Below are 22,640 nucleotides of genomic sequence, written 5' to 3'. Positions count from 1 at the left end.
ATGGCGCCTGCCCTGTCCCCGACCGGACAAAGGGGCAGGCGCCGTCGCATGCGCCCGCAGGCGGCTGCGGCGACCGGTACGTGTCCCCGCCTGGCAGGCCGGGCGTGCCGACGCCGTATACCTCGCACAGGGCGTTTCACCGGGGAACGGCTCTCACAGGGATATGCCTCCACCGGTCAGCTCCGTCACCCTGCTCACCGCCGCGACCGCCAGCAGCGCCAGCAGCGCCGCGCACACCCCCGCCTGCACGAGGGCCCGGCGTCCGCCCCGGGGCGCGTAGGCGAAGGCCAGGGCCACCGCGCCGCCCGCCAGCAGACCGCCCAGGTGCCCCTGCCAGGAGGTGAACCCGGCCGAGACCACCAGCCACAGCAGCAGGAGCACCACGAAACGGTTGACCGCCGTCATGTCCGCGCCCAGCCGGCGGTGCAGAACGTAGTACGCGGCCCCCACGCCGAAGACCGCACCCGACGCCCCGACCGAGGACTGCCCGGGATCGGCCAGCACCAGCTGGAGCGTGGAACCGCCCAGCGCCGCCACCAGGTACAGGACCACGAAGCGGAGCCGGCCGAGCATCAGCTCCACCACCCGCCCCAGCTGCCACAGCGCCACCATGTTCATGGTGATGTGCAGGATCCCGAACGCGCCCTCGAACGGCGACACGTGGAGGAAGGCGCTGGTGAGCATCCGCTCCCACTCACCACCGGCCACGCCCTCCGTCCGGAGCGTCCCGAAGACGAAGTACGCCCCGTCGGCGGGCAGGTAACCGCCCCCCTGCCCGACCAGCCGCGCACCGACCATGGAGAACCGGTCCACGATCTCCGGCCGCACCACCTCCGCCAGATACACCAGCACATTCAGCGCGAACAGCGCATACGTCACCACCGGCGTCGCCGAGACCCGGCCGCCCGCGATGGTCCGGGCCTGCCGCACCGACCGCGCGCCCTCCTTCGCGCACTCGGGGCACTGGTGACCGACGGGTGCCTCACGCATGCAGTCCGGGCAGACGAACCGCTCGCAACGGATGCAGCGGACATGACACTCCACCGCGGGATGGCGGTAACAGGTCGTGACGGTGGACTCGGAATCCACGGCCGGCTCCTCGGGGCGGGACGGACGGTGAGCCGGTGGGAACGGCGGCGAACAAAATAGCGAATGCCGGTGGACGAGCCGAGAGGCGGGGTGCGCCGTGCCGTAACCTCGGCAGCCACACGCCAAGAGCCCAGGGACGACGGGGGAACCCACATGGCCGCGATCAGCCTCACCAAGATGCGGGAGACGGCGCCCGCGCTGGTCGACCTGTACAAGAGCGCCGGAGTGTCCCTGGCCGAACACGGCCTCGACGGCACCCGGGCCGCCGTCTACCTCGTCGTCGACTACTCCGGCTCGATGAAGCCCTACTACAAGGACGGCAGCGTGCAGGCTCTCGCCGACCGCGTGCTCGGACTGTCCGCCCACCTCGACGACGACGGCACCGTACCCGTGGTGTTCTTCTCCACCGACGTCGACGCCGTCACCGAGATCGCCCTCGCCGACCACCACGGACGCATCGAGCGGATCGTGGCCGGCCTCGGACACATGGGCAAGACCAGCTACCACCTGGCCATGGACGCCGTCATCGACCACTACCTCGACAGCGGCGCCCACCATCCCGCCCTCGTCGTCTTCCAGACCGACGGCGGCCCCATCAACCGGCTCGCCGCCGAACGGTACCTGTGCAAGGCGGCACCGCTGCCGCTGTTCTGGCAGTTCGTCGGCTTCGGCGACCCGGGCAGCCGCCAGTTCGAGTACCTGCGCAAACTCGACGAACTCGCGGTACCGGCCAAGCGGGTCGTCGACAACGCCGGCTTCTTCCACGCCGGCCGCGACCCCCAGAAACTCTCCGACACCGAGCTGTACGACCACCTGGTGGGCGAGTTCCCCAAGTGGCTGGTGGCCGCACGGGCGCAGGGCATCGTGCGGACATAGACACCGCCCGGGAACGCCCCGGTCACGTGTCGCACTCCAGCACCGTCCGGCACAACCCGCACCGCGCCCGCACCCGCCCCCGCACCGGCACCCTGATCCGCTGGTGACAGGTCGGACACGGGAACGACACCCGCAGCGCGCCGCGCCCCTGCGAAGTGAACGCGTACGAACCGTCCCCCGGCGGGACGGACGAGGCGTGCGGATCCTGCGCGTGCCGGCGATCCCGAGCGTACCGGCGGCGGCCCACCCACCCGGCCGCCGTCAGCGGCGGCTGCTGCTCGTCCCGACGAGCCCGCGCCATCCCCTTGACGTACGCCGAATACGCCTGCGGGCTGGTGAACCACACCGACGGGTCCTCGCCGAACACCAGCGCCCGCTTGGCCAGCACATACCCGAACTCCTCCGGCGTCAGATACCCCAGCTTCTGCGACGACGCCCCGTCCTCCCGGTACGCGTCCAGCAGCAGCCAGCCGGCCCCCAGATACGTCGTCGCCGTGTCCGTGAGGATCTCGTTGTCCCGCGTCCCCGGGAAGGACAGATCCAGACGGTGCAGGTACACGTGCATCACCTCGTGCGCCAGCGCCGCGCCGATGTCCCGGCGATGGGTACGGAAGCGGTCGTTCAGCTCGATGAAGTACTCAGGCCCGGCCGTGAGCTCGACATGCGCCGCGTGCGTCATCTCCCGGAAGGAGACGATCATCCGGGCGTCCGGAAGACGGTAGTGCCGCACCAGCTCATGAGCCACCCGCTGAGTGCCCAGATACAGATCGTCCGTGTCACAGAACGCCACGTCGGCCGGCGGCACGCTCGCCGCGAACGTCCGCACCGTGTCGCACGACAGCCGCCGGTACAGCGCGGTGACGGCGTCCCGCACCGTCTCCAGATGCGGAAAACCGTGCTCGACCGGCCCACCGTTCGCCACGCCCGACCCCCAAGACGCCTGAACCCTCCTCACCACTGTACGAGGAGCACCACGTCACGGCCGATACCGCCCGGCCGAAACCGTTCGCCGCAACCCCGGCCGCCAGGCACAATCCGGACCGTGACCAGCGAACAGCACACCGCCCCCGACGCCACCCTGCACGTGGGCGGCGCCGACGACGACCTGGAAAAGCGACTCGACGACGAACTGACCGCCTTCAACACCACCGCCGCCGACGGCGCCCGCACCCAACCCCTCACCGTGCGCGTCACCGACGACGACGGCACCCTGGTCGGCGGACTGACCGGGTGGACCTGGTCCACCCTGGCCTGCGTGGACATGCTGTGGGTGCGCGAGGACCAGCGGCACACCGGCTGGGGCAGCCGCCTCATGCGCGCCGCCGAGGACGAGGCCGTCCGGCGCGGCTGCACCGACATCACCGTGTCCACATACACCTTCCAGGCCCCCGGCTTCTACCCGAGACTCGGCTACCGGGAGCGCGGCCGCATCCAGGGCGTACCCGGCGGACACGAGGACGTGTACTTCCACAAGCCCCTCGCCGCCACCGGAAGGGAGGTTCTCGGCGCCTGAGACGGCCTGCGACGGCCCGGCGTCCGCCCGTAGGGTGAGCCCCCATGACCACCAGCAACACCGGCACCGGTGCCGTCGACCCCGCCGTCCGCGAGGAACTGGCCCGGCTGCGGGACAGCATCGACAACATCGACGCGGCCGTCGTCCACATGCTCGCCGAGCGCTTCAAGTGCACCCAGCAGGTCGGCCACCTCAAAGCCCGCCACCAGCTGCCACCCGCCGACCCGGCCCGCGAGGCCAAGCAGATCGCCCGCCTGCGCGCCCTCGCCGAGAGCGCCAAACTCGACCCGGCGTTCGCCGAGAAGTTCCTCAACTTCATCATCGCCGAGGTCATCCACCACCACGAGCGCATCGCCGAACACAACGGCAACACCCCCGCCTGACCACCCGGACCGGGCGCCCCCTCGGGGGCGCACGCCGGAGAGCGCGGCACCCCCGCAACGGACCGGACATACCCCGCGTACCGAACCGCCCCTGTGCCCTGCCCACACCATCAGGCAGCATGGCGTCCATGTCCGTACTCACGCGCGACGAAGCGCAGACCCGTGCCAGCCTCCTCGACGTCCACCACTACACGATCGACCTCGATCTGACCCGTGGGGACGACACCTTCGACTCCCGCACCGTCATCCGCTTCACCGTGCGCGACGAGACCGCCACCACGGACACCTTCGTCGAGGTCAAGCCCGCCGAGCTGCGCACCGTCACCCTGGACGGACACCCCCTCGACCCCGCCGCCCTCGACGACAACCGGCTCACCCTCAAGGACCTCACCCCCGGCGAGCACGAACTGCGCGTCGACGCCGCCATGCGCTACTCCCGCACCGGCGAAGGCATGCACCGCTTCACCGACCCCGCCGACGGCGAGACCTACGTCTACACCCAGCTCTTCCTCGACGACGTCCAGCGCGTCTTCGCCGCCTTCGACCAGCCCGACCTCAAAGCCGCCTTCGACCTCACCGTCACCGCCCCCGAAGGCTGGACCGTCCTCGCCAACGGCATCACCGAACACACCGGCGACGGCCACTGGAAAGCCGCCACCACCCCCCGCATCTCCACCTACCTCGTCGCCGTCGCCGCCGGCCCCTGGCACTCGGTGCGCACCGAACACCGCGGCCTGCCCTTCGGCATCCACTGCCGCCGCTCCCTCGCCCCCCACCTCGACGCCGACGCCGACGAACTCCTCGACATCACCCGCGGCTGCTTCGACCGCTACCACGAGAAGTTCACCGAGCCCTACCCCTTCGACTCCTACGACCAGGCGTTCGTCCCCGAATTCAACGCCGGCGCCATGGAGAACCCCGGCCTCGTCACCTTCCGCGACGAGTTCGTCTTCCGCTCCGCCGTCACCGACACCCAGCGCCAAACCCGCGCCATGGTCATCGCCCACGAAATGGCCCACATGTGGTTCGGCGACCTCGTCACCCTCAAGTGGTGGGACGACATCTGGCTCAACGAGTCCTTCGCCGAATACATGGGCTACCAGACCACCGCCGAAGCCACCCGCTTCACCCAGACCTGGACCGACTTCGGCGTCACCCGCAAACCCTGGGGCTACGACGCCGACCAGCGCCCCTCCACCCACCCCGTCGCCCCCGAGAACGTCCCCGACACCGCCTCCGCCCTCCTCAACTTCGACGGCATCTCCTACGCCAAGGGCGCCTCCGCCCTGCGCCAACTCGTCACCTGGCTCGGCGAGAAGGACTTCCTCACCGGCATCAACACCCACTTCGAACGCCACAAGTTCGCCAACGCCACCCTCGCCGACTTCATCGACTCCCTCGCCGCCGCCACCGACCGCGACGTCCACGCCTGGGCCGACGCCTGGCTGCGCACCACCGGCGTCGACACCCTCACCCCCCGCATCACCGGCGACAACGGCGACCGCGCCCTCACCGTCGCCCACACCGGCAGCCGCCCCCACCGCATCGCCGCCGGCCTCTACGACCGCGACCTCACCGACGAAGGCCGCCTCACCCTGCGCCGCCGCCTCGACATCGACGTCCCGCACAACCACCCCCTGCCCATCGGCAAACGCCCCGCCCTCACCGTCCTCAACGACGGCGACCTCACCTACGCCAAGATCCGCTTCGACACCGACTCCTTCCACACCCTGCGCACCGGCCTGGCCGGCCTCCCCGACCCCCTCACCCGCGCCGTCGTCTGGAACGCCCTGCGCGACGCCGTACGCGACGGCGAACTCGCCCCCACCGACTACCTAGACATCGCCCGCACCCACCTCCCCCACGAAACCGACCTCGCCCTCGTCGACGGCGTCCTCACCTTCGCCGCCGCCCAGGTCGCCGACCACTACGTCACCCCCGGACAGCGGCCCGCCGCCCTCACCACCCTCACCGACCTCTGCCGCGACCTCATCCGCCGCACCGAGGACGGCGACCACCCCGGCCTGCGCCTCATCGCCGTACGCCACCGCATCGCCACCGCCGCCCACCCCGACACCATCGCCGCCTGGCTCGCCGACGGCACCGTCCCCGGCGGCCCCGAACTCGACCCCGAACTGCGCTGGCGCATCCTCACCCGCCTCGCCGTCCTCGGCGCCACCGACGAAACCGCCATCGCCGCCGAACTCGCCACCGACCCCAGCGCCACCGGCCAGGAAGGCGCCGCCCGCTGCCGCGCCGCCCTCCCCGACCCCGAGGCCAAGAGCCGCGCCTGGGAAGCGATGTTCGCCACCGACGACCTCTCCAACTACCTGTTCACCGCCACCGCCCAAGGCTTCTGGCAGCCCGAACAGGCCGACCTCGTACACGACTACGTCCCCCGCTACTACGCCGAAGCAGTCGCCGTCGCCGCCCGCCGCGGCCCCGCCATCGCCGACGCCGCCGGCCGCTGGGCCTTCCCCGCCCACGCCATCGACCCCGACACCCTGCGCCTCGGCCGAGAATGCCTCGCCGACGCCGACCCCACCCCCGCCCTGCGCCGCAAACTCACCGACCAGCTCGACGACCTCGCCCGCGCCCTGCGCGTGCGGGAAGCGGCCGCCGACTGACGACCGACGACTGACGACCGACGACTGACGGCCGACGACCGACGACCGACGACCGACACGGCCGGTTCCCCCCCGCCCCGCGACACCGGAACCGGCCCTCGGATACCCCTTTCGGGTTGTGATCGCTGAGCTGTCCGGGCGTACCGACGCATCCGCGTCCAAGCTGTAACCCCCAGTCCCCGCGCCCGGAGGACAGCCCATGGGCCAGCCGCCCCTCGCCTCGGGCCCGCACGGCCCCGACACCCTGCGGCCCCTGCTCGACACCGTGCTCGACGCCCTGCGCACCGGCACCGCCGCACGCGGCGGTCCCCTGCCCACCGGCGGCCCCGACACCGTCACCGCCCGCATCACCGCCGCAGCCGGTCACCTCCTCCCCGACCACGGCGACCCCGACGCCCTGCACACCCTCGTCACCGCACTCGCCGAAGGCGCCGCCGACCCCGCCCACCCCCACTGCGCCGCCCACCTCCACGGCCCACCCCTGGCCGTCGCCACCGCCGCCGACCTCGCCGCGAGCGCCCTCAACCCCTCCCTCGACTCCTGGGACCAGGCCCCCGCCGCCACCGCCCTCGAAGCCCTCGTCACCCGCGCCCTCGCCCGCGAGACCGGCGCCACCGACGCCCTCGTCACCACCGGCGGCACCGAATCCAACCAGCTCGCCGCCCTCCTCGCCCGCGAGAGGCACGGCGCCGGACTACGGATCGTCCACGGCGCCAACGCCCACCACTCCGTACCCCGCGCCGCCTGGCTCCTCGGCCTCCCCGACCCCGTCGCCGTGCCCGCACCGGCCGGCGCCCTCGACCCCGCCGCCCTCGACGAAGCCCTCACCCACATCCCCGGACCCCACCTCGTCGTCGCCACCGCCGGCACCACCGACACCGGCACCATCGACCCACTCCCCGACATCGCCGCCCGCTGCACCGCCCACCGAGCCCGCCTCCACATCGACGCCGCCTACGGCGGGGCACTCCTGTTCAGCGAACGGCACCGCACCAAACTCACCGGACTCGAAGCCGCCGACACCACCGCCCTCGACCTCCACAAACTCGGCTGGCAACCCATCGCCGCCGGCCTCCTCACCATCAAGAACCCCGACGACCTCACCGCCCTCCACCACCACGCCGACTACCTCAACGCCGACGACGACACCGACGCGGGCCTCCCCGACCTCCTCGGCCGCTCACCCCGCACCAGCCGCCGCCCCGACATCCTCAAGATCGCCGTCACCCTGCGCACCCTCGGCCGCAGCGGACTGGGCGCCCTCGTCGACCACGTCTGCGCCCTCGCCCAGGACTTCGCCACCCTCGTCGACACCCACCCCCGGTTCGAACTGCACGCCCCACCCACCATCAGCACCGTCCTGTTCCGGCCCGCCCACGCCACCGACACCACCGTCGCCGCCGCCCGCCGCACCCTCCTCACCACCGGCACCGCAGTCCTCGGCCGCGCCCGCACCGACGGCCGCCTCTGGCTCAAAGCCACCCTCCTCAACCCCCACACCCGGCCCGACGACCTCACCACCCTCCTCACCCACGTCGAAAACGCCCTGGGAGGACACACCCAGCGATGACCACCCCCACCCACCACACCCCCGAAACCCCCCGCGACCTCGTCGGCATCGGCATCGGCCCCTTCAACCTCTCCCTCGCCGCCCTCGCCGACCCCCTCACCGAACTCGACACCGTCTTCTACGACCAGCGCCCCGCCTTCCACTGGCACCCCGGCCTCCTCCTCGACGGCGCCCGCATCCAAGTCCCCTTCCTCGCCGACCTCGTCACCCTCGCCGACCCCGCCAGCCCCTGGACCTTCCTCAACCACCTCAAAACCCGCGAACGCCTCTTCCCCTTCTACTTCGCCGAGCGCTTCCACATCCAACGCGCCGAATACGACGCCTACTGCCGCTGGGTCGCCGACAACCTCCCCACCCTCCACTTCCACCACCAGGTCGACGCCGTCCGCTGGAACCCCGAACGACACCTCTTCGAAGTCGACTACACCCAACTCGGCACCGACGGCGAAGCCGAAGCCCTCGGCCGCACCCACACCCGCAACGTCGTCCTCGGCATCGGCACCGAACCCCACGTCCCCGACCCCCTCAGACCCCTCGTCGACACCCCCGGCGTCCCCGTCCTCCACGCCGCCGACTACCTACACCACCGCGACACCCTCCTCACCGCCGGACACGTCACCGTCATCGGCACCGGCCAGTCAGGCGCCGAGATCTTCCTCGACCTGCTCCGCCACCGCCCCGCCGGCCGCGAACAACTCCACTGGCTCGGCCGCACCGAAGCGCTCGCCCCCATGGAGTACTCCAAACTCGGCCTCGAACACTTCACCCCCGACTACACCCGCTACTTCCACGCCCTGACCGAACCCGTCCGCGACCGCCTCGTCGCCTCCCAATGGCAACTCCACAAAGGCATCGACGCCGACACCACCGCCGCCATCCACGACGAGCTCTACCGCCGCACCCTCGACGGCGGCTGGCCCGACACCGTCCTCACCCCCGGCGTCCACGTCCGCACCGCCGGACGCATCGCCACCACCAAAATCGAACTCCACCTCGAACACGACCAGCAGAAAACCCGCAGCCGCCTCACCACCGACGCCGTCGTCCTCGCCACCGGCTACCGCGAACGCCCCCTCAACCGCATCCTCGCCGGACTCGACCCCTACATGCGACGCGACAACCGCGAACGCCCCCGCATCGACGAACACTTCCGCCTCCGCCTCGACCCCTCCGTCACCGGCCACGTCTACGTCCAGAACGCCGAAACCCACACCCACGGCGTCGGCACACCCGACCTCGGCCTCGCCGCCTGGCGCAGCGCCACCATCCTCAACGACCTCACCGGCCGAAACCCCTACCCCCTCCCCACCCGCACCGCCTTCACCACCTTCGGCCTGGAAAACGCACAGCCCCAGATCCCCTCCGCACGCGACCACCGGGCACTCACCCCGCTGGTGGAAGGAATCTGAGGCCGCACCACCCCCGAAAACGCCGAACTCAGAACACCGGCACACCGTCCCGCGTCAGCCTCCAGTCCACCGACGCGAAGTCCGCCGGATCCAGCACACCCTTCGCCGTCACCCACTCGGCGATCCGCGTACGGATCTCCGTCGACTCCGACCACAACTCCCGGGCCGACGCCACATGCGGAAACGCACCACCACCATTGGCCCGGTAGTTGTTCACCGCCAGCACGAACTCCGCGTCATCCGCCATCGGCACACCCCCGAACGCGAGATCCCGGATCCGCGAACCGGGCGCTTGCGCGACATCGATCTCGTACGTCAGCCCCGACACGTAGTCGTAGTTGTAGTCCGGACGACCGTTCGCGTTCGTCAGCTTCGCCACATCCACCGGCGCCCCCGCCGCCGTCCGCACGTAGTACTCCGCCGAATACTCCAGGTACGCCCGCAACTGCGCACCCGTCATCAACTTCGCCACCAGCGTGTTGTCATACACGTACAGACTCGACAGATCCCGGATCGTCACCTCACCCGCCGGAATCTCCGAAGTCCGCGAGAACGGCGACGCCTGGGCGAGAACCGGCAGCGACGCATACTCCGTACCCGCCAGGGCCTCCCTGACCACGTCCTCCTGCACCCTGGTGATCAGATCGATGATCGGCGCGTCCTTGTACCGCGCCTCCACCGTCGTCAACGTCTCCGTCGCCGTACCGACCACCTGATTGACGTACGCCACCACCTTCTCGTGCTCGTCCGTCAGCAGCCGCGTGATCGCGGGATCGTCCTCGACCGTGGCCGAGTCCCGCAGCGACGCCCGCACCGACTCCACATGCCACCGGCCCCGCTCGAAGAACAGCTCGAAATCGAACAGAGTGAGCCGCTCGGCGTAACACAGCGGCTCAGACAGCACGACCGTCTTCCCGGTCTCCTCGTTCTCGACCTTCAGCTCCGCGATCTCCGTGTGCGCGTGCCCCACCAGAATCGCGTCGATACCCGGCACCAGCCGCGCCACGTTCGCCGCCGCGTTCTCCACGTACGGAAGCTGATCACCGTACGACGACGTACCCGACGACCCCGAGTGCGCCGACACCACCACCACGTCCGCACCCATCGAACGCAGCTTCGGCACCCACTTGGCCGCCTGCTCCTCAAGCCCCGGGAACGCCAGCTTCCCCTGCACGTACGCCTTGTCCCAGATCGCGATACCCGGATTCGTCAACCCCAGCACCGCCACCTTCACCGGCGGCGCCCCCTTCACCCGGAACGTCTTCATGAAGTACGGCGGAAAGGCCGGCCGCAGCGTCTTCGCGTCCACCGCGTTCGCACCCAGCAGCGGGAAATCGCACTGCTCCTCGAACTTGCGCAGCGTCTCGATGCCGTAGTTGAACTCGTGATTCCCGAGCGCCACCGCGTCGTACCCGATCGCGTTCATCGCCTGCGCCATCGGATGCACCGGACCACCCTGGGCGGTGATCGGATCGACCTTGGCGTAGTAGTACGTCAGCGGGGTGCCCTGGATGGTGTCGCCCGCGTCCAGCAGCAGCGTGTTGCCGCGGCCCTTCTCCTCCCGGACCTGGTTCACCAGCGTCGAGACACGCGCCAGGCCCTGGGCGTTGCCCGCCGAGTCGGCGTACTCGGCGTCCTTGAAGTAGTCCCAGTTGAAGACGTGCCCGTGCAGGTCGGTGGTGCCGAGGACGGTCAGGGCATAACGCTTCGGCTTCCGACGGCCCTTGGGGCCCTTGTCGGCCGGGGCCGCCTCGGCAGCCGGAGCCACCGCCGCACCGGCCAGCGCGACACCCGCCCCCGTCACTGCGGACCTGCTCAGGAACTTCCGGCGGTTCAACGGCATGGCTGGCTCTCCTCGGTTCAGTGACCCGTGCACGAGTCGGCAACGCGCGTAGATTCTGTCCTGAACATGCCCTCTGTCAAGGGGTGGCGGCGACGGCGGAAGCCTGGACGAACGCTCATAGGAGCGGGCAGCCGCACAATTCAACACTTGTCAATAACCCTTTACCCAAAGGTTGTTGAGTGGTCATGCGTGAACAATTCGCTACCCGGCAGTAAGTCATAGGCTCGACCCATGCGCCGAGCAAAGATCGTCTGTACCCTGGGGCCCGCCACCGACTCGTACGACCAGATCAAAGCCCTGGTCGACGCCGGAATGGACATCGCCCGCTTCAATTTCAGCCACGGCACCCACACCGAACACGAAGAGCGCTATAACCGAGTCCGCAAGGCCGCCGACGAAACCGGCCGCAGCGTCGGCGCCCTCGCCGACCTTCAGGGCCCGAAGATCAGACTCGGCCACTTCACCGAAGGACCCGTACTCCTCGAACGCGGCGACACCTTCACCATCACCGTCGAGGAGGGCGTGCAGGGCGACCGCCACACCTGCGGCACCACCTACGCCGGCCTCGCCACCGACGTCACCCCCGGCGAACGCGTACTCGTCGACGACGGCAAGGTCTGCCTCGAAGTCACCGACATCGACGGCCCCCGCGTCCACACCAAGGTGATCGAAGGCGGCATGGTCTCCGACCACAAAGGCCTCAACCTCCCCGGCGTCGCCGTCTCCGTCCCCGCCCTCTCCAAGAAGGACGAGGACGACCTCCGCTGGGCCCTGCGGGCCGGCTTCGACGTCATCGCCCTGTCCTTCGTCCGCAGCGGACGCGACGTCCTCGACGTCCACCGCATCATGGACGAAGAAGGCCGCCGCCTCCCCGTCATCGCCAAAGTCGAAAAACCCCAGGCCGTCGAGAACATCGACGACATCGTCGCCGCCTTCGACGGCATCATGGTCGCCCGCGGCGACCTCGGCGTCGAAATGCCCCTCGAACAGGTCCCCATCGTCCAAAAGCGCGCGATCAAACTGGCCAAGCGCAACGCCAAGCCCGTCATCGTCGCCACCCAGATGCTCGACTCCATGATCGACAACGCCCGCCCCACCCGAGCCGAAGCCTCCGACGTCGCCAACGCCGTCATCGACGGCACCGACGCCGTGATGCTCTCCGGCGAAACCAGCGTCGGCAAGCACGCCGTCGACACGGTGCGGACGATGGCCAAGATCGTCGAAGCGGCCGAGGAGGACATCCTCGCCAAGGGCCTGCCACCCCTCACCGAACGCAACAAGCCCCGCACCCAGGGCGGCGCCGTCGCCCGCGCGGCCGCGGAGATCGGCGACTTCCTCGACGCGAAGTTCCTCGTCGCCTTCACCCAGTCCGGCGACACCGTCCGCCGCCTCTCCCGCTACCGCTCACCCATCCCCCTCCTCGCCTTCACCCCCGAACCGGCGACGCGCTCCCAGCTCAGCCTGACCTGGGGCGTGGAAACCTTCCTCGGCCCCCACGCCGACTCCACGGACGCGATGGTCGACCAGGTGGACGAGCTGCTCCTGCGCTACGGGCGCTGCGAGAAGGGCGACGTCGTGGTCATCACGGCCGGCTCACCGCCGGGGGTGTCGGGCACGACCAATCTGGTGCGGGTGCACCACATCGGGGAGGACGACAGTCCCAAGTAGCTTCAGTACTTGGGGCCGACGTGGGCGTCCATGAGGGCTACGGAGGCTTTGCGGGCTACGGAGATGTTGAAGGGGTCACTGCCTCGGGCGAGGGTGGTCCACTCGACGCCGACCGTGGCGAGGGCGCTGGTGAACAGCGCGCGGATGTCGTCCGACTTATTGCTGAAGAAGTAGCGCGTGTACTCGTAGCGCTTACGAACGCCGCCGACGGTCTTCGTAGTCCAGTTGGTGATACGACAGCCGTCAGAGTGGATGAGGCCCCGGATGAACTCCCAAGGGTGCGCGTCAACAATGATCTGTTGCCACGCCTCAAGGGCGATCGTGCGCTCGTGCTTTTTTCCGGGGCCGTGCTGGGGGAACATGCAGCACCAGTGCTTCGTGTACGACTTGACCTCCACGCACCCAGGTTTCCGGCGTGGACGAACGCTGGGTAGCGGCATGACCTTGCGCATGGCGTCTGCCGCTGCTTCGATCAAACTGGTGTGTGTAGCGTCGCAGAAGATCGACAGGTGATGCTGGCTGGGCTTCGAGACGATGTGACCGTCGCCGAGGTACAGGCCCAGTAGGTAGGCGTACGCAACCTCGTCGAACTGGCGACCTGTGCACCGAGGGCAATCGGTTGGTTGCCTATACGCCTCGCCGCGCGCTCTGCGGTCCTCGCTGCGCCACCAGCTCACGGTGCCCCGTGGGATGTCGAGCTGTGCGGCAACAACGTGGTTGGGGACTCCCTGGTTCATGAGCGCGACAGCGTGTGCGCGGATCGAAGGACTGTGCTGTTCCATGGGAACACACTGAGTTAACTGCAGTCACTCGGGGTATGAAAAAGCGGACGATCACGCGAACGTGATCTTCCGCTTTTTGATGTCTGTGCCGGGTACGGGACTCGAACCCGTATGTCCTTTCGAACAGATGTGTTTGAGACATCCGCGTATGCCAGTTCCGCCAACCCGGCTGGTCAGCCATCAGGAGTGTACCGGTTCACCCTCGTCAGCCGCAGCTAGGTAGGCTCTTGGAAGCAGTACCGCCTGCCCCGGAACAAGGAGCGCCCACGTGACCGCCCCCGAGTCGCCCCAGCCCGCCGACGTGAACGACGACGACAAGTCGCACGTGCCTCCGCTGACGACCCGTGTCGTCATCGCCGAGGACGAGGCGCTCATCCGGCTGGATCTCAAAGAGATGCTGGAGGAGGAGGGCTACTCCGTGGTCGGCGAGGCCGGTGACGGTGAGGAGGCCGTGGAGTTGGCCCGTGAGCACAAGCCGGACCTGGTGATCCTGGACGTGAAGATGCCGAAGCTGGACGGCATCTCCGCGGCGGAGAAGATCGCCGAGGAGAGCATCGCGCCGGTGCTGATGCTGACGGCGTTTTCTCAGCGCGACCTGGTGGAGCGGGCGCGGGACGCCGGTGCGATGGCGTATCTCGTGAAGCCGTTCAGCAAGAGTGATGTCGTCCCGGCGATCGAGATGGCCGTCTCGCGGTTCACGGAGCTGAAGACGCTGGAGAAGGAGGTCGCCGACCTCAGCCAGCGGCTGGAGACGCGGAAGCTGGTGGACCGGGCGAAGTCGGTGTTGCAGACGGAGTACGGGCTGACGGAGCCGGCGGCGTTCCGGTGGATCCAGAAGACGTCGATGGATCGGCGGATGTCGATGCAGCAGGTTGCCGAGGCGGTCATTCAGGACGCCGAGGAGAAGAAGGCGTCGAAGGGCTGAGTGCGTACGGCTGAGGCCCGCGTCCCCGGTGTGGGGGCGCGGGCCTCTGCCGTGTCCGGGTCGGGTCAGTCCTCGCCGAGGTAGGCCTTGCGGACGGACTCGTCGTGCAGGAGGTCCTGTCCGCTGCCGGAGAGGACGATGTTGCCGACTTCCATGACGTGGCCGTGGTCGGCGAGGGAGAGGGCGGCTTGGGCGTTCTGCTCGACGAGCAGGATGGTGGTGCCCTGGGACTTCAGTTCGGCGATGGTCTGCATGATCTTCTGCATCATGATCGGGGAGAGGCCCATGGAGGGTTCGTCGAGCATGAGGAGCTTCGGCTGGGACATCAGGGCGCGGCCCATGGCGAGCATTTGCTGTTCGCCGCCGGAGAGGGTGCCGGCGGCTTGCTTGCGGCGTTCGCCGAGGATGGGGAAGAGGTCGTAGGCGCGTTGGATGTCCTTCTCGATGCCGGGTTTGTCGTTGCGGAGGAAGGCGCCGAGGCGGAGGTTGTCCTCGATGGTCATGCGGGGGAAGATGTGCCGGCCCTCGGGGGAGTGGGCGAGTCCGAGGGAGACGATCTGGTGGGCGGGGGTCTTCTTGAGCGACTTGCCGCCGAACTTGATCTGTCCGCCGACCGGCTTGAGGAGGCCGGAGAGGGTGCGCAGGGTGGTGGTCTTGCCGGCGCCGTTGGTGCCGATGAGGGTGACGACTTCGCCGGCGTCGACCTTGAAGGTGATGCCTTTGACGGCTTCGATCTTGCCGTAGGCGACGCGGAGGTCCTCGACCTCGAGGAGTGCGGTCATCGGTCGTTCTCCTTGCCGGCCGCGGTGTCCGTGGTGGTGTCGGCCTGGGCGTGGGCCTCGGCGGTTTCCACTTCGGCTGCTTCGGCGGCGCCGGGGTCGTTCGCGAGGGGTTCGCCGAGGTATGCGGCGATGACGCGTTCGTCGCCCTGGACGGTGGCGCTGTCGCCTTCGATGAGTTTCTCGCCTTGGACGAGGACGGCGACGCGGTCGCAGAGGTTGAAGATGAAGCGCATGTCGTGCTCGATGACGAGGACGGCGATGCCTTGGTCGCGGATGGCGAAGACGAGTTCTTCGGTGGCTCGGGTCTCCTGGGGGTTCATGCCTGCCGTGGGTTCGTCCAGGAGGAGCAGGCCGGGTTCGCTGGCGAGGGCGCGGGCGATTTCCAGCTTGCGCTGTTCGCCGTAGGGCAGGTTGCGGGCGAGGTGGTCGGCCTTGGGGGCGAGGCCGACGAAGTCCAGGAGTTCCATGGCGCGTTCGCGGGAGGTGGCTTCGGCTTTGTGGAAGCCGGGGCCGCGCAGGACGGCTGACCAGAAGCCTTCTTTGGTGCGGGTGTGGCGGCCGACGAGGACGTTTTCCAGGACTGTCATGTTGGCGAAGAGCCGGATGTTCTGGAAGGTTCGGGCGATGCCGGCGGCGGTGACCTTGAAGGATTTGGCGGGTAGTACCTGGCCTTTGTAGCGGACTTCGCCTTCGGTGGGTGTGTAGAGGCCTGTCAGGCAGTTGAAGAAGGTGGTCTTGCCGGCGCCGTTGGGGCCGATGAGGCCGACGATCTCGCCGCTGTTGACGGTGAGGTCGACGTTGTTGACGGCGGTGAGGCCGCCGAAGCGCATGGTGACGCCGCGTGCGTCGAGGACGGTGGTGCCGGGGGCGGGGGTGCCCGGGGCGGTGTCCTTGGTGGTGGTGTCGGTGGTCATGGTGGTCAGGCCCCTGTCTTGCCGAGGACTGCGGGCGCTTCGGCCGTGTCGTGGAATTCCAGTTGGCGGCGCCGGTTGGGGATGAGGCCTTCGGGCCGGAACCGCATGAGGAGGACGAGCGCGAGTCCGAAGGCGAGGAGCTGGTAGTCGCCGAGGAACTGGAGCTTGTTGGGGATGAGGAAGAGCAGTGCGGCGCCGAGGAGGGGTCCGCCGATGGTGCCCATGCCGCCGAGGACGACGGCGGCGAGGAGGAACGCTGAGTTGGGTGGGGTGGTGCCGGCGAAGAGGTACTGCTCGGGGGTCACGGTGTAGGTGACGTGTGCCTGGACGGTGCCGGCGAGGCCGGCGAGGGCGGCGCCGACGGCGAACGCGATCAGTTTGACGCGGAATCCGTTGATGCCCATGGCGAGGGCGGCGGTCTCGTCCTCGCGGATGGCGACCCAGGCTCGGCCGATGCGTGAGTCGCTGCTGCGTCGGAAGACGAGGACGACGACGGCGGTGATGATCAGCATCAGGAAGAAGTAGTTGGCGAACCGGCCGATGGTGACACCGAGGATGTCGTGTCGGGCGCCGAGGTCGAATCCGAGGATGTTCAGGTCCGGCACGGCGGAGATGCCGTTGGAGCCGTTGGTGATGTCGGGTCCGGAGGTGCCGTCCATGTTGAGGACGGCGATGCGGAAGATCTCTCCGAAGCCGAGGGTCACGATGGCGAGGTAGTCACCGCGCAGCCGCAGGGTCGGGGCGCCGATCAGTACGCCGAAGATCAGTGAGGCGGCGGCGCCGACCAGGACGGCGGCCCAGAAGGGGAAGTGGACGCCGAAGGGGGAGCTGGGGGAGCCGGAGACGAGGGCGGCGGCGTAGGCGCCGACGCCGAGGAAGGCGACGTAGCCGAGGTCGAGGAGGCCGGCGAGGCCGACGACGATGTTGAGGCCCAGGGCGACGGTGGCGAAGATCAGGATGTAGACGCCGATGGTGGCGTACTGGTCGTCGGTCTGGGTGAAGGGGAACAGTGCCGCGGCGACGAAGGCGCCCCAGATGGTGATGGTCTGGTGCCGTGCGGTGATCTGGGTGGCCTGGCGGATGAGGCCCGCTTTGTGGGCGGCTGCGAAGCCGAATCCGGCCGTGATCAGGAAGCCGACGAAGAGTTCGTCGTACTCGGTGCCGATGCCGTAGGTGAAGACGGTGAGGCAGACGGTGAGGACCGCGACGATGATGAGGATTTCGGCGTAGGAGGGCAGGGCGCGTACGGGGCCGGGCTCGTCGGCGGCGAAGGCGGCCTTGATGGTTTGCCAGGCGTGGCCGGCGCGGTGCTTGGTGAGTTCCCAGCCTGTCTCGTCGGGGTCGATGGGGTCGGGTGCGGGGCGCTCGAAGGGGAGTGCGAGGGCGCCGAGGAGGGCTGCGAGGGTGACGATCGCCGCGATGTAGGCGCCGGGTTCGAGGTTGACCAGGCCGCCGAGTTGGAGGCTGATGGCGAGGGCGGTGTACCAGGTGGTCGTGAAGGTGGCGAGTGCGGCGAACCTGAGTGCGGCGTCGGCGCCGGCGGGGGTGAGCCAGCGGAGGCCTTTGACGCCGTAGGAGGAGAGGCCGAGGAGGGTGGTGAGGGCGCCGCCGATGAGGACGAGGACTTGGAGGCCGCCTGGGTAGCCGTAGACGGTGAGGTTGCCGGGGAAGGCGGTGGTCCAGGTCCAGGCGAGGAAGGTGGAGACGATGGTGAGGAGGCCGCCGCCGGTGGCGAGGGCGCGTCCGAGGTGCGGTGGGATGCCGATGAGGCCGGTCGCCGCGTCGGTGGCGGGGGTGTTGGGGGTCTTTTCGGTGGTTTGTGTGGTCATCGGTGTCACGCCCTGTCCGCGACGCGCTCGCCGAGCAGGCCCTGTGGCCTGAACAGCAGTACGAGGATGAGGAGGATGAAGGCCCAGACGTCTGCCCAGGACTGGCTGCCGAACTGGCCGAGGCCGGGGATGTCGCCGATGTAGGCGGTGGCCAGGGTTTCGGTGATGCCGAGGACGACTCCGCCGATCATGGCGCCGTAGATGTTGCCGATGCCGCCGAGTACGGCCGCGGTGAAGGCCTTCAGTCCGAGGATGAAGCCCATTTTGAAGTCGACGTGGCCGTATTCGAGGCCGTAGGCGACTCCGCCGATGGCGGCGAAGACGGCGCCGAGGGCGAACGCGATCACGATGATGCGGTCGGTGTTGATGCCCATCAGTTTGGCGGTGTCGGGGTCCTGGGCGGTGGCCTGCATGCCGCGTCCGGTGCGGGTCTTCATGACGAAGTAGCCGAGGAAGGCCATGCTGACGGGGGCGGCGATGAGCAGGAAGATGCTGCCGGTCTGGAGGGTGATGTCGCCGATGTGGAAGGGGCCGCCCTCGATCTGGGGGAAGGTGCGGGCGGACTTCGCGTCGGGGTACCAGGCCCAGACCGCCTGCTGGAGGGCGAGGGAGAGGCCGATGGCGGTGATGAGCGGGGCGAGGCGGGGGCCGCCGCGCAGGGGGCGGTAGGCGAAACGTTCAGCCCCGATGGCGACGGTCACCGAGACGATCACTGCGCCGAGGATCATCAGGGGCAGGGCGATCAGCATGGAGGTGCCGTCGGGCAGGATGTAGATGTAGACAGTGAGCGCGCCGAAGGCGCCGGTCATGAAGATCTCGCCGTGGGCGAAGTTGATGAGCTGGACGATGCCGTAGACCATCGTGTAGCCAATGGCGATCAGCCCGTACATGGATCCCAGTAGCAGGCCGTTGACCAGCTGCTGCGGCAGTTCGTTCACCGCATGTCCTCCGAGAGGTTCGGATGTTCGACGGATGTGGCCGGGTGTGAGTGCGCGCGGGGCGCCTGTGGAACAGCGCCCCGCGCGGCTCTTGGTGGTGCGGGTGTCTCGTCGGACGACTCAGCCGGTGTAGGTGCCGGACTTCACGGCCTTCCAGTCGCCGTTCTCGACGGCGTACACGGTCAGCTGCTTGTTGGTGGCGTCACCGAACTCGTCGAAGGAGACCTTGCCGGTCACTCCGTCGAAGGAGACGTTCTGCATGGCCTCGACGACCTGGCCCCGGGCGTCGTCGGGGAGCTTGCCGTCGTTCTTCTCGACGACCGTCTTGACGGCCTCGATGATGGCCCAGGCGGAGTCGTAGGAGTAGCCGCCGTAGGCCTCGAAGGGCTCCTTGTAGCCCGCGGCCTTGTAGTTGGCGACGAATTCCTTGGCGGAGGGCAGTTCCTCGACGGGCGCGCCGACGGAGGTGGCGAGGTCGCCGGTACCGCTGGCGCCGGCGAGCTTGATGAAGTCGGCGCTGTAGATGCCGTCGCCGCCGACCAGTGGAATCTTGGCGCCGGTGCCCTTGATCTGCTTGCTGAGCGGGCCGGCCTGCGGGTATTCGCCGCCGTAGTAGACGACGTCGGCGCCCGAGTTCTTGACCTTGGTGGCGACCGCGGAGAAGTCCTTGGTGTCCGGATTGATGTGCTCGGTGCCGACGATCTGGCCGCCGAGTTTCTTGAACTCGTCGGTGAAGGTTCCGGCGAGGCCCGCGCCGTAGGTCTTCTTGTCGTCGATGACGAAGGCCTTCTTCTTCTTGAAGTCGTTGAAGACGTACTGCGCGGCGAACGGACCCTGGATGGCGTCGGTGGTCGCGGTGCGGAAGTAGGTCTTGAACGGGCGCTTCTTCTCGGTGCGCCAGTCCGGGCCCTGGGTCAGTGAGGGGCCGGTGTTGGCCGGGGAGACCAGGGCCATGTTGCCGGACTCGAAGACCTGCTGCATGGACTCGCCGACCGAGGAGTTCAGCGGGCCGACGACGCCGAGGACCTTGTCGTTGGCGACGAACTGGCTGGCGTTCTGCTGGCCCACGGAGGGCTGGCCCTGGTCGTCGAGGGCTTCGACCTTGAAGGTTATGCCCTCGACGTGCTTGTTCTTGTTGGCGGTCTTGGCCGCGAGGTCCGCCGAGTTCTTGATGCCGAGGCCCAGCGCGGACAGGTCGCCGGTCAGCGGGGCGTCGACGCCGATGACGACGGTGGTGCCTCCACCGCTGCCGCCGTTGCCGGAGTCCGAGCCGCCGTCGTCGTCGCGCGAGCCGCAGGCGGTGAGGGTGAGCGCTCCCGCCGCCAGAGCGGCGGTGATGGCGATGAGCGAACGTTGACGCACGATCAGTCCTTTCCCTGGCGCAGCCGCGTCCCCGTGGAAGCGGCCGAGTCGAACGCTGGGCCGAAGTGACAATCCGACTGCGCGGTGACTGGCCGTGACTCTAAGCGTGTGTGGGGAACGTGGAGGAGGGTCTGACTCAGGCTGTGACGCTCTTGTTATGACACGGGGTAATGCAGAGCGGTACTGGCTGGGAAGAAGGGCGGAATTCAGGCCGATTCGCCCTGTCCGCATGATGAGAACCCGCAGGACCGGTGGGGCTGGTTCAGGTGTCTGGGGCGTTTTGGTGATTACCTGGATTCGTTTCCGCAGGCGGCCTGAAGGGCCTCGGAGAGATCCTGCGCATAGCGTGATCCGAGGATGTAACTGTGGGCCTGGATTGCGCGCGTATTACGCAGCGTTACATCCAGGAAAGGGAAGCCGAGGTTCCGGGGTGCTTTTTCGCATTCCGTCACCCGCAGCGTGACAATGATCTTGCGGACCGAATGCGACTTTGTCTGGAAAGGTGCCGCGGGCGACGAAGTGATCGACAGGCCCTCGTAGGGCTGGGTCAGGCGCGTGACGCTGACGGGCGGGCCGGACCGCACGCTCAGCAGTACCGCGAAGCTGAAGGCGCCGGGCTCGGCGCCGGGTACCGCCTCAAGGTAGGCGACGTCCACCACATGGACCGGGTACGGCGGCGGGGGAGGGGCCGGCTGCCGTGGCCGGCTCGCGTACAGGTAGCCGCTGCCCGCCAGTACGGCGAGGGTCGCGGCGCCGGCGAGGACGGCCCGGCGGTGGTCGGCGTAGCGCCGGGCCAGGCACCCACGCGGCCGGGCGGGTGGCCGGGGAGCGTCGGCGGCGTCCCGGGCGCGGGTGCCCTCGCCCGGCTCCACGGGGCCGGTGCCGGTCATTGCCACGGTCCGTCGGTCGGGCCGCCGTCGCGGTACTGCTCGGTGCACCTGGCCTGTGCCTGACGGTCGATCAGCGTCTGTGCGGCTCCGCTTCCCCGGGCGCGCTGCGCGGTCCGCGCGGCGTCCACGACCTCGCGCAGTATGCCGTACTGACGGTTGGAGAGACCCATCGACTGGTAGTCGCCGTACGGGGTGGCGCCGTCGAGTGTCCGGCGGGCCCAGTAACGGACGGCGGTCGTACACAACTCCGTGGGAGAGAGGGCTTGCCGAGGCGATGCCGATGCGGGCGTGGGCGGTGGCGGGGCGGCTTCCGTGGCGGCGGCGGAGGGGACCCCGGTGGTGCGGTGGTTGCCGCAGGCGGTGGCCAGGGCGCCGGTCGGCAGAGTCAGCGCCAGTGCGAGCAGGGCGGGGGCGATCCGGACGTGCGCCGTGTGGCGGGGCGTTCGCCGTGGGGGGACCGGGCGTCCGGGCCCGAGCCGCGCGGACGGGCGCCGTCGGTGCCCGAGCCCTGCGGGCGCGGTGCGTGCGGAGGTGAAGCGGAACCGCCGAGCCGTCGCCCCCGGCCGAGGGGCCTCTCCCCGTCCCATGCCCCGAAGTTAGGGCGCCGGGTGGCCGGGGGCAATGCCGTGGGCGCGACGAGCGGACCGGGCCGTGCGCCGGCCGGCCGTGCGCCCGTCGGGCCGGCCGGCCGCTCAGGCGGTCGCGCCGGCCTGCGCCCCGTCGCCCGGCTTCACGTCCCGCAGCAGGCAGGTCAGCCGGGCGGTGCACACGCGGCGGTCCTGCTCGTCGCTGATCACGATCTCGTACGTCGCCGTCGACCGGCCCCGGTGCACCGGCGTGGCCACCCCGGTGACCAGGCCGGAGCGAGCCCCGCGGTGGTGGGTGCAGTTCAGGTCGACGCCGACGGCGATCTTGGAAGCGCCGCCGTGCAGCATCGAGCCGACCGACCCGAGCGTCTCGGCCAGCACCGCCGAGGCGCCGCCGTGCAGCAGTCCGTACGGCTGGGTGTTGCCCTCGACCGGCATGGTGCCGACGACCCGGTCGGCCGACGCTTCGAGGATCTGGACGCCCATGCGCGTCCCGAGGTGCCCGGCGGAGAAGAGCGCCGGCAGGTCGACGCCGAGCGTGGCGTACTCGTCGATGACCTCCTGCGGGAACTGCACCTGCTGCTGCTCGCCCATGGGCCCGGCTCCGTTTCGTCGCTCGATCTGCGGTGGGCGCCAAGTGGCCCGTGGGGCGG

20 protein-coding genes and 1 tRNA gene are annotated in these 22,640 nt (G+C 69.2%); 8 read left to right on the top strand and 13 right to left on the bottom strand.

What is annotated here, in order from left to right; translation table 11 throughout:
- Positions 1-153: 153 nt before the first annotated feature.
- The gene (locus M6G08_RS01235; protein WP_272585331.1) at positions 154-1,089 is read right to left on the bottom strand and encodes a rhomboid family intramembrane serine protease; all 936 of its coding nucleotides are present in this window, start codon (positions 1,087-1,089) and stop codon (positions 154-156) included.
- 153 nt (positions 1,090-1,242) lie between these two features.
- Here M6G08_RS01235 and M6G08_RS01230 point away from each other — a divergent pair, with 153 nt between their 5' ends.
- Entirely contained in the window at positions 1,243-1,965 is a 723-nt protein-coding gene (locus M6G08_RS01230; RefSeq protein WP_272585330.1) for a vWA domain-containing protein, read from the top strand.
- A 22-nt stretch (positions 1,966-1,987) separates the two neighbouring features.
- Here the strand turns inward: M6G08_RS01230 and M6G08_RS01225 are convergent, their stop codons facing one another.
- Positions 1,988-2,887: a hypothetical protein gene (locus M6G08_RS01225; RefSeq protein WP_272585329.1), complete on the bottom strand. Its 900-nt coding sequence runs from the start codon at positions 2,885-2,887 to the stop codon at positions 1,988-1,990.
- A 120-nt stretch (positions 2,888-3,007) separates the two neighbouring features.
- Between M6G08_RS01225 and M6G08_RS01220 the strand changes: the two genes are divergently transcribed.
- The 5 genes from M6G08_RS01220 to M6G08_RS01200 all read left to right on the top strand — a co-directional run bounded on the left by M6G08_RS01220 (position 3,008) and on the right by M6G08_RS01200 (position 9,467).
- Entirely contained in the window at positions 3,008-3,478 is a 471-nt protein-coding gene (locus tag M6G08_RS01220) for a GNAT family N-acetyltransferase (protein WP_272585328.1), read from the top strand.
- 44 nt (positions 3,479-3,522) lie between these two features.
- The gene (locus M6G08_RS01215; RefSeq protein WP_073721844.1) at positions 3,523-3,861 is read left to right on the top strand and encodes a chorismate mutase; all 339 of its coding nucleotides are present in this window, start codon (positions 3,523-3,525) and stop codon (positions 3,859-3,861) included.
- A 128-nt stretch (positions 3,862-3,989) separates the two neighbouring features.
- On the top strand, positions 3,990-6,488 hold the full coding sequence (pepN, locus tag M6G08_RS01210; RefSeq protein ID WP_272585327.1) for an aminopeptidase N: 2,499 nt from the start codon (positions 3,990-3,992) through the stop codon (positions 6,486-6,488).
- 199 nt (positions 6,489-6,687) lie between these two features.
- The gene (locus M6G08_RS01205; protein ID WP_272585326.1) at positions 6,688-8,058 is read left to right on the top strand and encodes a pyridoxal phosphate-dependent decarboxylase family protein; all 1,371 of its coding nucleotides are present in this window, start codon (positions 6,688-6,690) and stop codon (positions 8,056-8,058) included.
- Positions 8,055-9,467 carry a lysine N(6)-hydroxylase/L-ornithine N(5)-oxygenase family protein gene (locus M6G08_RS01200; protein WP_272585325.1) on the top strand — a complete coding sequence of 471 codons (1,413 nt, stop codon included), beginning with the start codon at positions 8,055-8,057 and terminating at the stop codon, positions 9,465-9,467. Before M6G08_RS01205 ends, M6G08_RS01200 begins: the two co-directional genes overlap by 4 nt.
- A 28-nt stretch (positions 9,468-9,495) precedes the next feature.
- On the opposite strand, the gene M6G08_RS01195 is transcribed toward M6G08_RS01200, so the two are convergent.
- A complete protein-coding gene (locus tag M6G08_RS01195; protein ID WP_272591218.1) occupies positions 9,496-11,310 on the bottom strand; it encodes a bifunctional metallophosphatase/5'-nucleotidase in 1,815 nt (604 codons plus the stop codon).
- Positions 11,311-11,541: 231 nt separating this feature from the next.
- On the opposite strand from M6G08_RS01195, the gene pyk reads away from it, so the two are divergent.
- Positions 11,542-12,978 (top strand): pyruvate kinase, encoded by a 1,437-nt coding sequence (pyk, locus tag M6G08_RS01190; RefSeq protein WP_272585324.1) that lies wholly within the window; start codon positions 11,542-11,544, stop codon positions 12,976-12,978.
- 2 nt (positions 12,979-12,980) lie between these two features.
- On the opposite strand, the gene M6G08_RS01185 is transcribed toward pyk, so the two are convergent.
- Both M6G08_RS01185 and M6G08_RS01180 read right to left on the bottom strand, forming a co-directional pair.
- Positions 12,981-13,760 carry a helix-turn-helix domain-containing protein gene (locus M6G08_RS01185; protein ID WP_272585323.1) on the bottom strand — a complete coding sequence of 260 codons (780 nt, stop codon included), beginning with the start codon at positions 13,758-13,760 and terminating at the stop codon, positions 12,981-12,983.
- A gap of 86 nt (positions 13,761-13,846) precedes the next feature.
- Positions 13,847-13,930: transfer RNA gene (locus M6G08_RS01180), tRNA-Leu, on the bottom strand.
- Between the two features lie 98 nt (positions 13,931-14,028).
- Here M6G08_RS01180 and M6G08_RS01175 point away from each other — a divergent pair.
- A complete protein-coding gene (locus tag M6G08_RS01175; RefSeq protein WP_272585322.1) occupies positions 14,029-14,685 on the top strand; it encodes an ANTAR domain-containing response regulator in 657 nt (218 codons plus the stop codon).
- Positions 14,686-14,750: 65 nt separating this feature from the next.
- On the opposite strand, the gene M6G08_RS01170 is transcribed toward M6G08_RS01175, so the two are convergent.
- The 8 genes from M6G08_RS01170 to M6G08_RS01135 all read right to left on the bottom strand — a co-directional run bounded on the left by M6G08_RS01170 (position 14,751) and on the right by M6G08_RS01135 (position 22,581).
- Entirely contained in the window at positions 14,751-15,467 is a 717-nt protein-coding gene (locus M6G08_RS01170; RefSeq protein WP_272585321.1) for an ABC transporter ATP-binding protein, read from the bottom strand.
- Complete coding sequence (locus M6G08_RS01165; protein ID WP_272585320.1) at positions 15,464-16,381, bottom strand: ABC transporter ATP-binding protein; 918 nt, start codon at positions 16,379-16,381, stop codon at positions 15,464-15,466. Before M6G08_RS01165 ends, M6G08_RS01170 begins: the two co-directional genes overlap by 4 nt.
- 5 nt (positions 16,382-16,386) lie before the next feature.
- Positions 16,387-18,210, bottom strand: a complete 1,824-nt coding sequence (locus tag M6G08_RS01160; RefSeq protein ID WP_272585319.1) for a branched-chain amino acid ABC transporter permease — start codon at positions 18,208-18,210, stop codon at positions 16,387-16,389.
- A gap of 5 nt (positions 18,211-18,215) precedes the next feature.
- The gene (locus tag M6G08_RS01155) at positions 18,216-19,148 is read right to left on the bottom strand and encodes a branched-chain amino acid ABC transporter permease (RefSeq protein WP_272585318.1); all 933 of its coding nucleotides are present in this window, start codon (positions 19,146-19,148) and stop codon (positions 18,216-18,218) included.
- A gap of 120 nt (positions 19,149-19,268) precedes the next feature.
- The gene (locus tag M6G08_RS01150; protein WP_272585317.1) at positions 19,269-20,510 is read right to left on the bottom strand and encodes a branched-chain amino acid ABC transporter substrate-binding protein; all 1,242 of its coding nucleotides are present in this window, start codon (positions 20,508-20,510) and stop codon (positions 19,269-19,271) included.
- A gap of 287 nt (positions 20,511-20,797) precedes the next feature.
- A complete protein-coding gene (locus M6G08_RS01145; RefSeq protein WP_272585316.1) occupies positions 20,798-21,400 on the bottom strand; it encodes a Tat pathway signal sequence domain protein in 603 nt (200 codons plus the stop codon).
- A complete protein-coding gene (locus tag M6G08_RS01140) occupies positions 21,397-21,987 on the bottom strand; it encodes a hypothetical protein (RefSeq protein WP_272585315.1) in 591 nt (196 codons plus the stop codon). Before M6G08_RS01140 ends, M6G08_RS01145 begins: the two co-directional genes overlap by 4 nt.
- A gap of 105 nt (positions 21,988-22,092) precedes the next feature.
- Complete coding sequence (locus tag M6G08_RS01135; RefSeq protein WP_217250628.1) at positions 22,093-22,581, bottom strand: PaaI family thioesterase; 489 nt, start codon at positions 22,579-22,581, stop codon at positions 22,093-22,095.
- Positions 22,582-22,640: the final 59 nt, after the last annotated feature.

The sequence above is a fragment of the Streptomyces sp. M92 genome (assembly GCF_028473745.1).
Taxonomy (GTDB): domain Bacteria; phylum Actinomycetota; class Actinomycetes; order Streptomycetales; family Streptomycetaceae; genus Streptomyces.
Note: the sequence above shows the minus strand (reverse complement) of the source record. Positions and strands in the feature narration are given on the sequence as shown.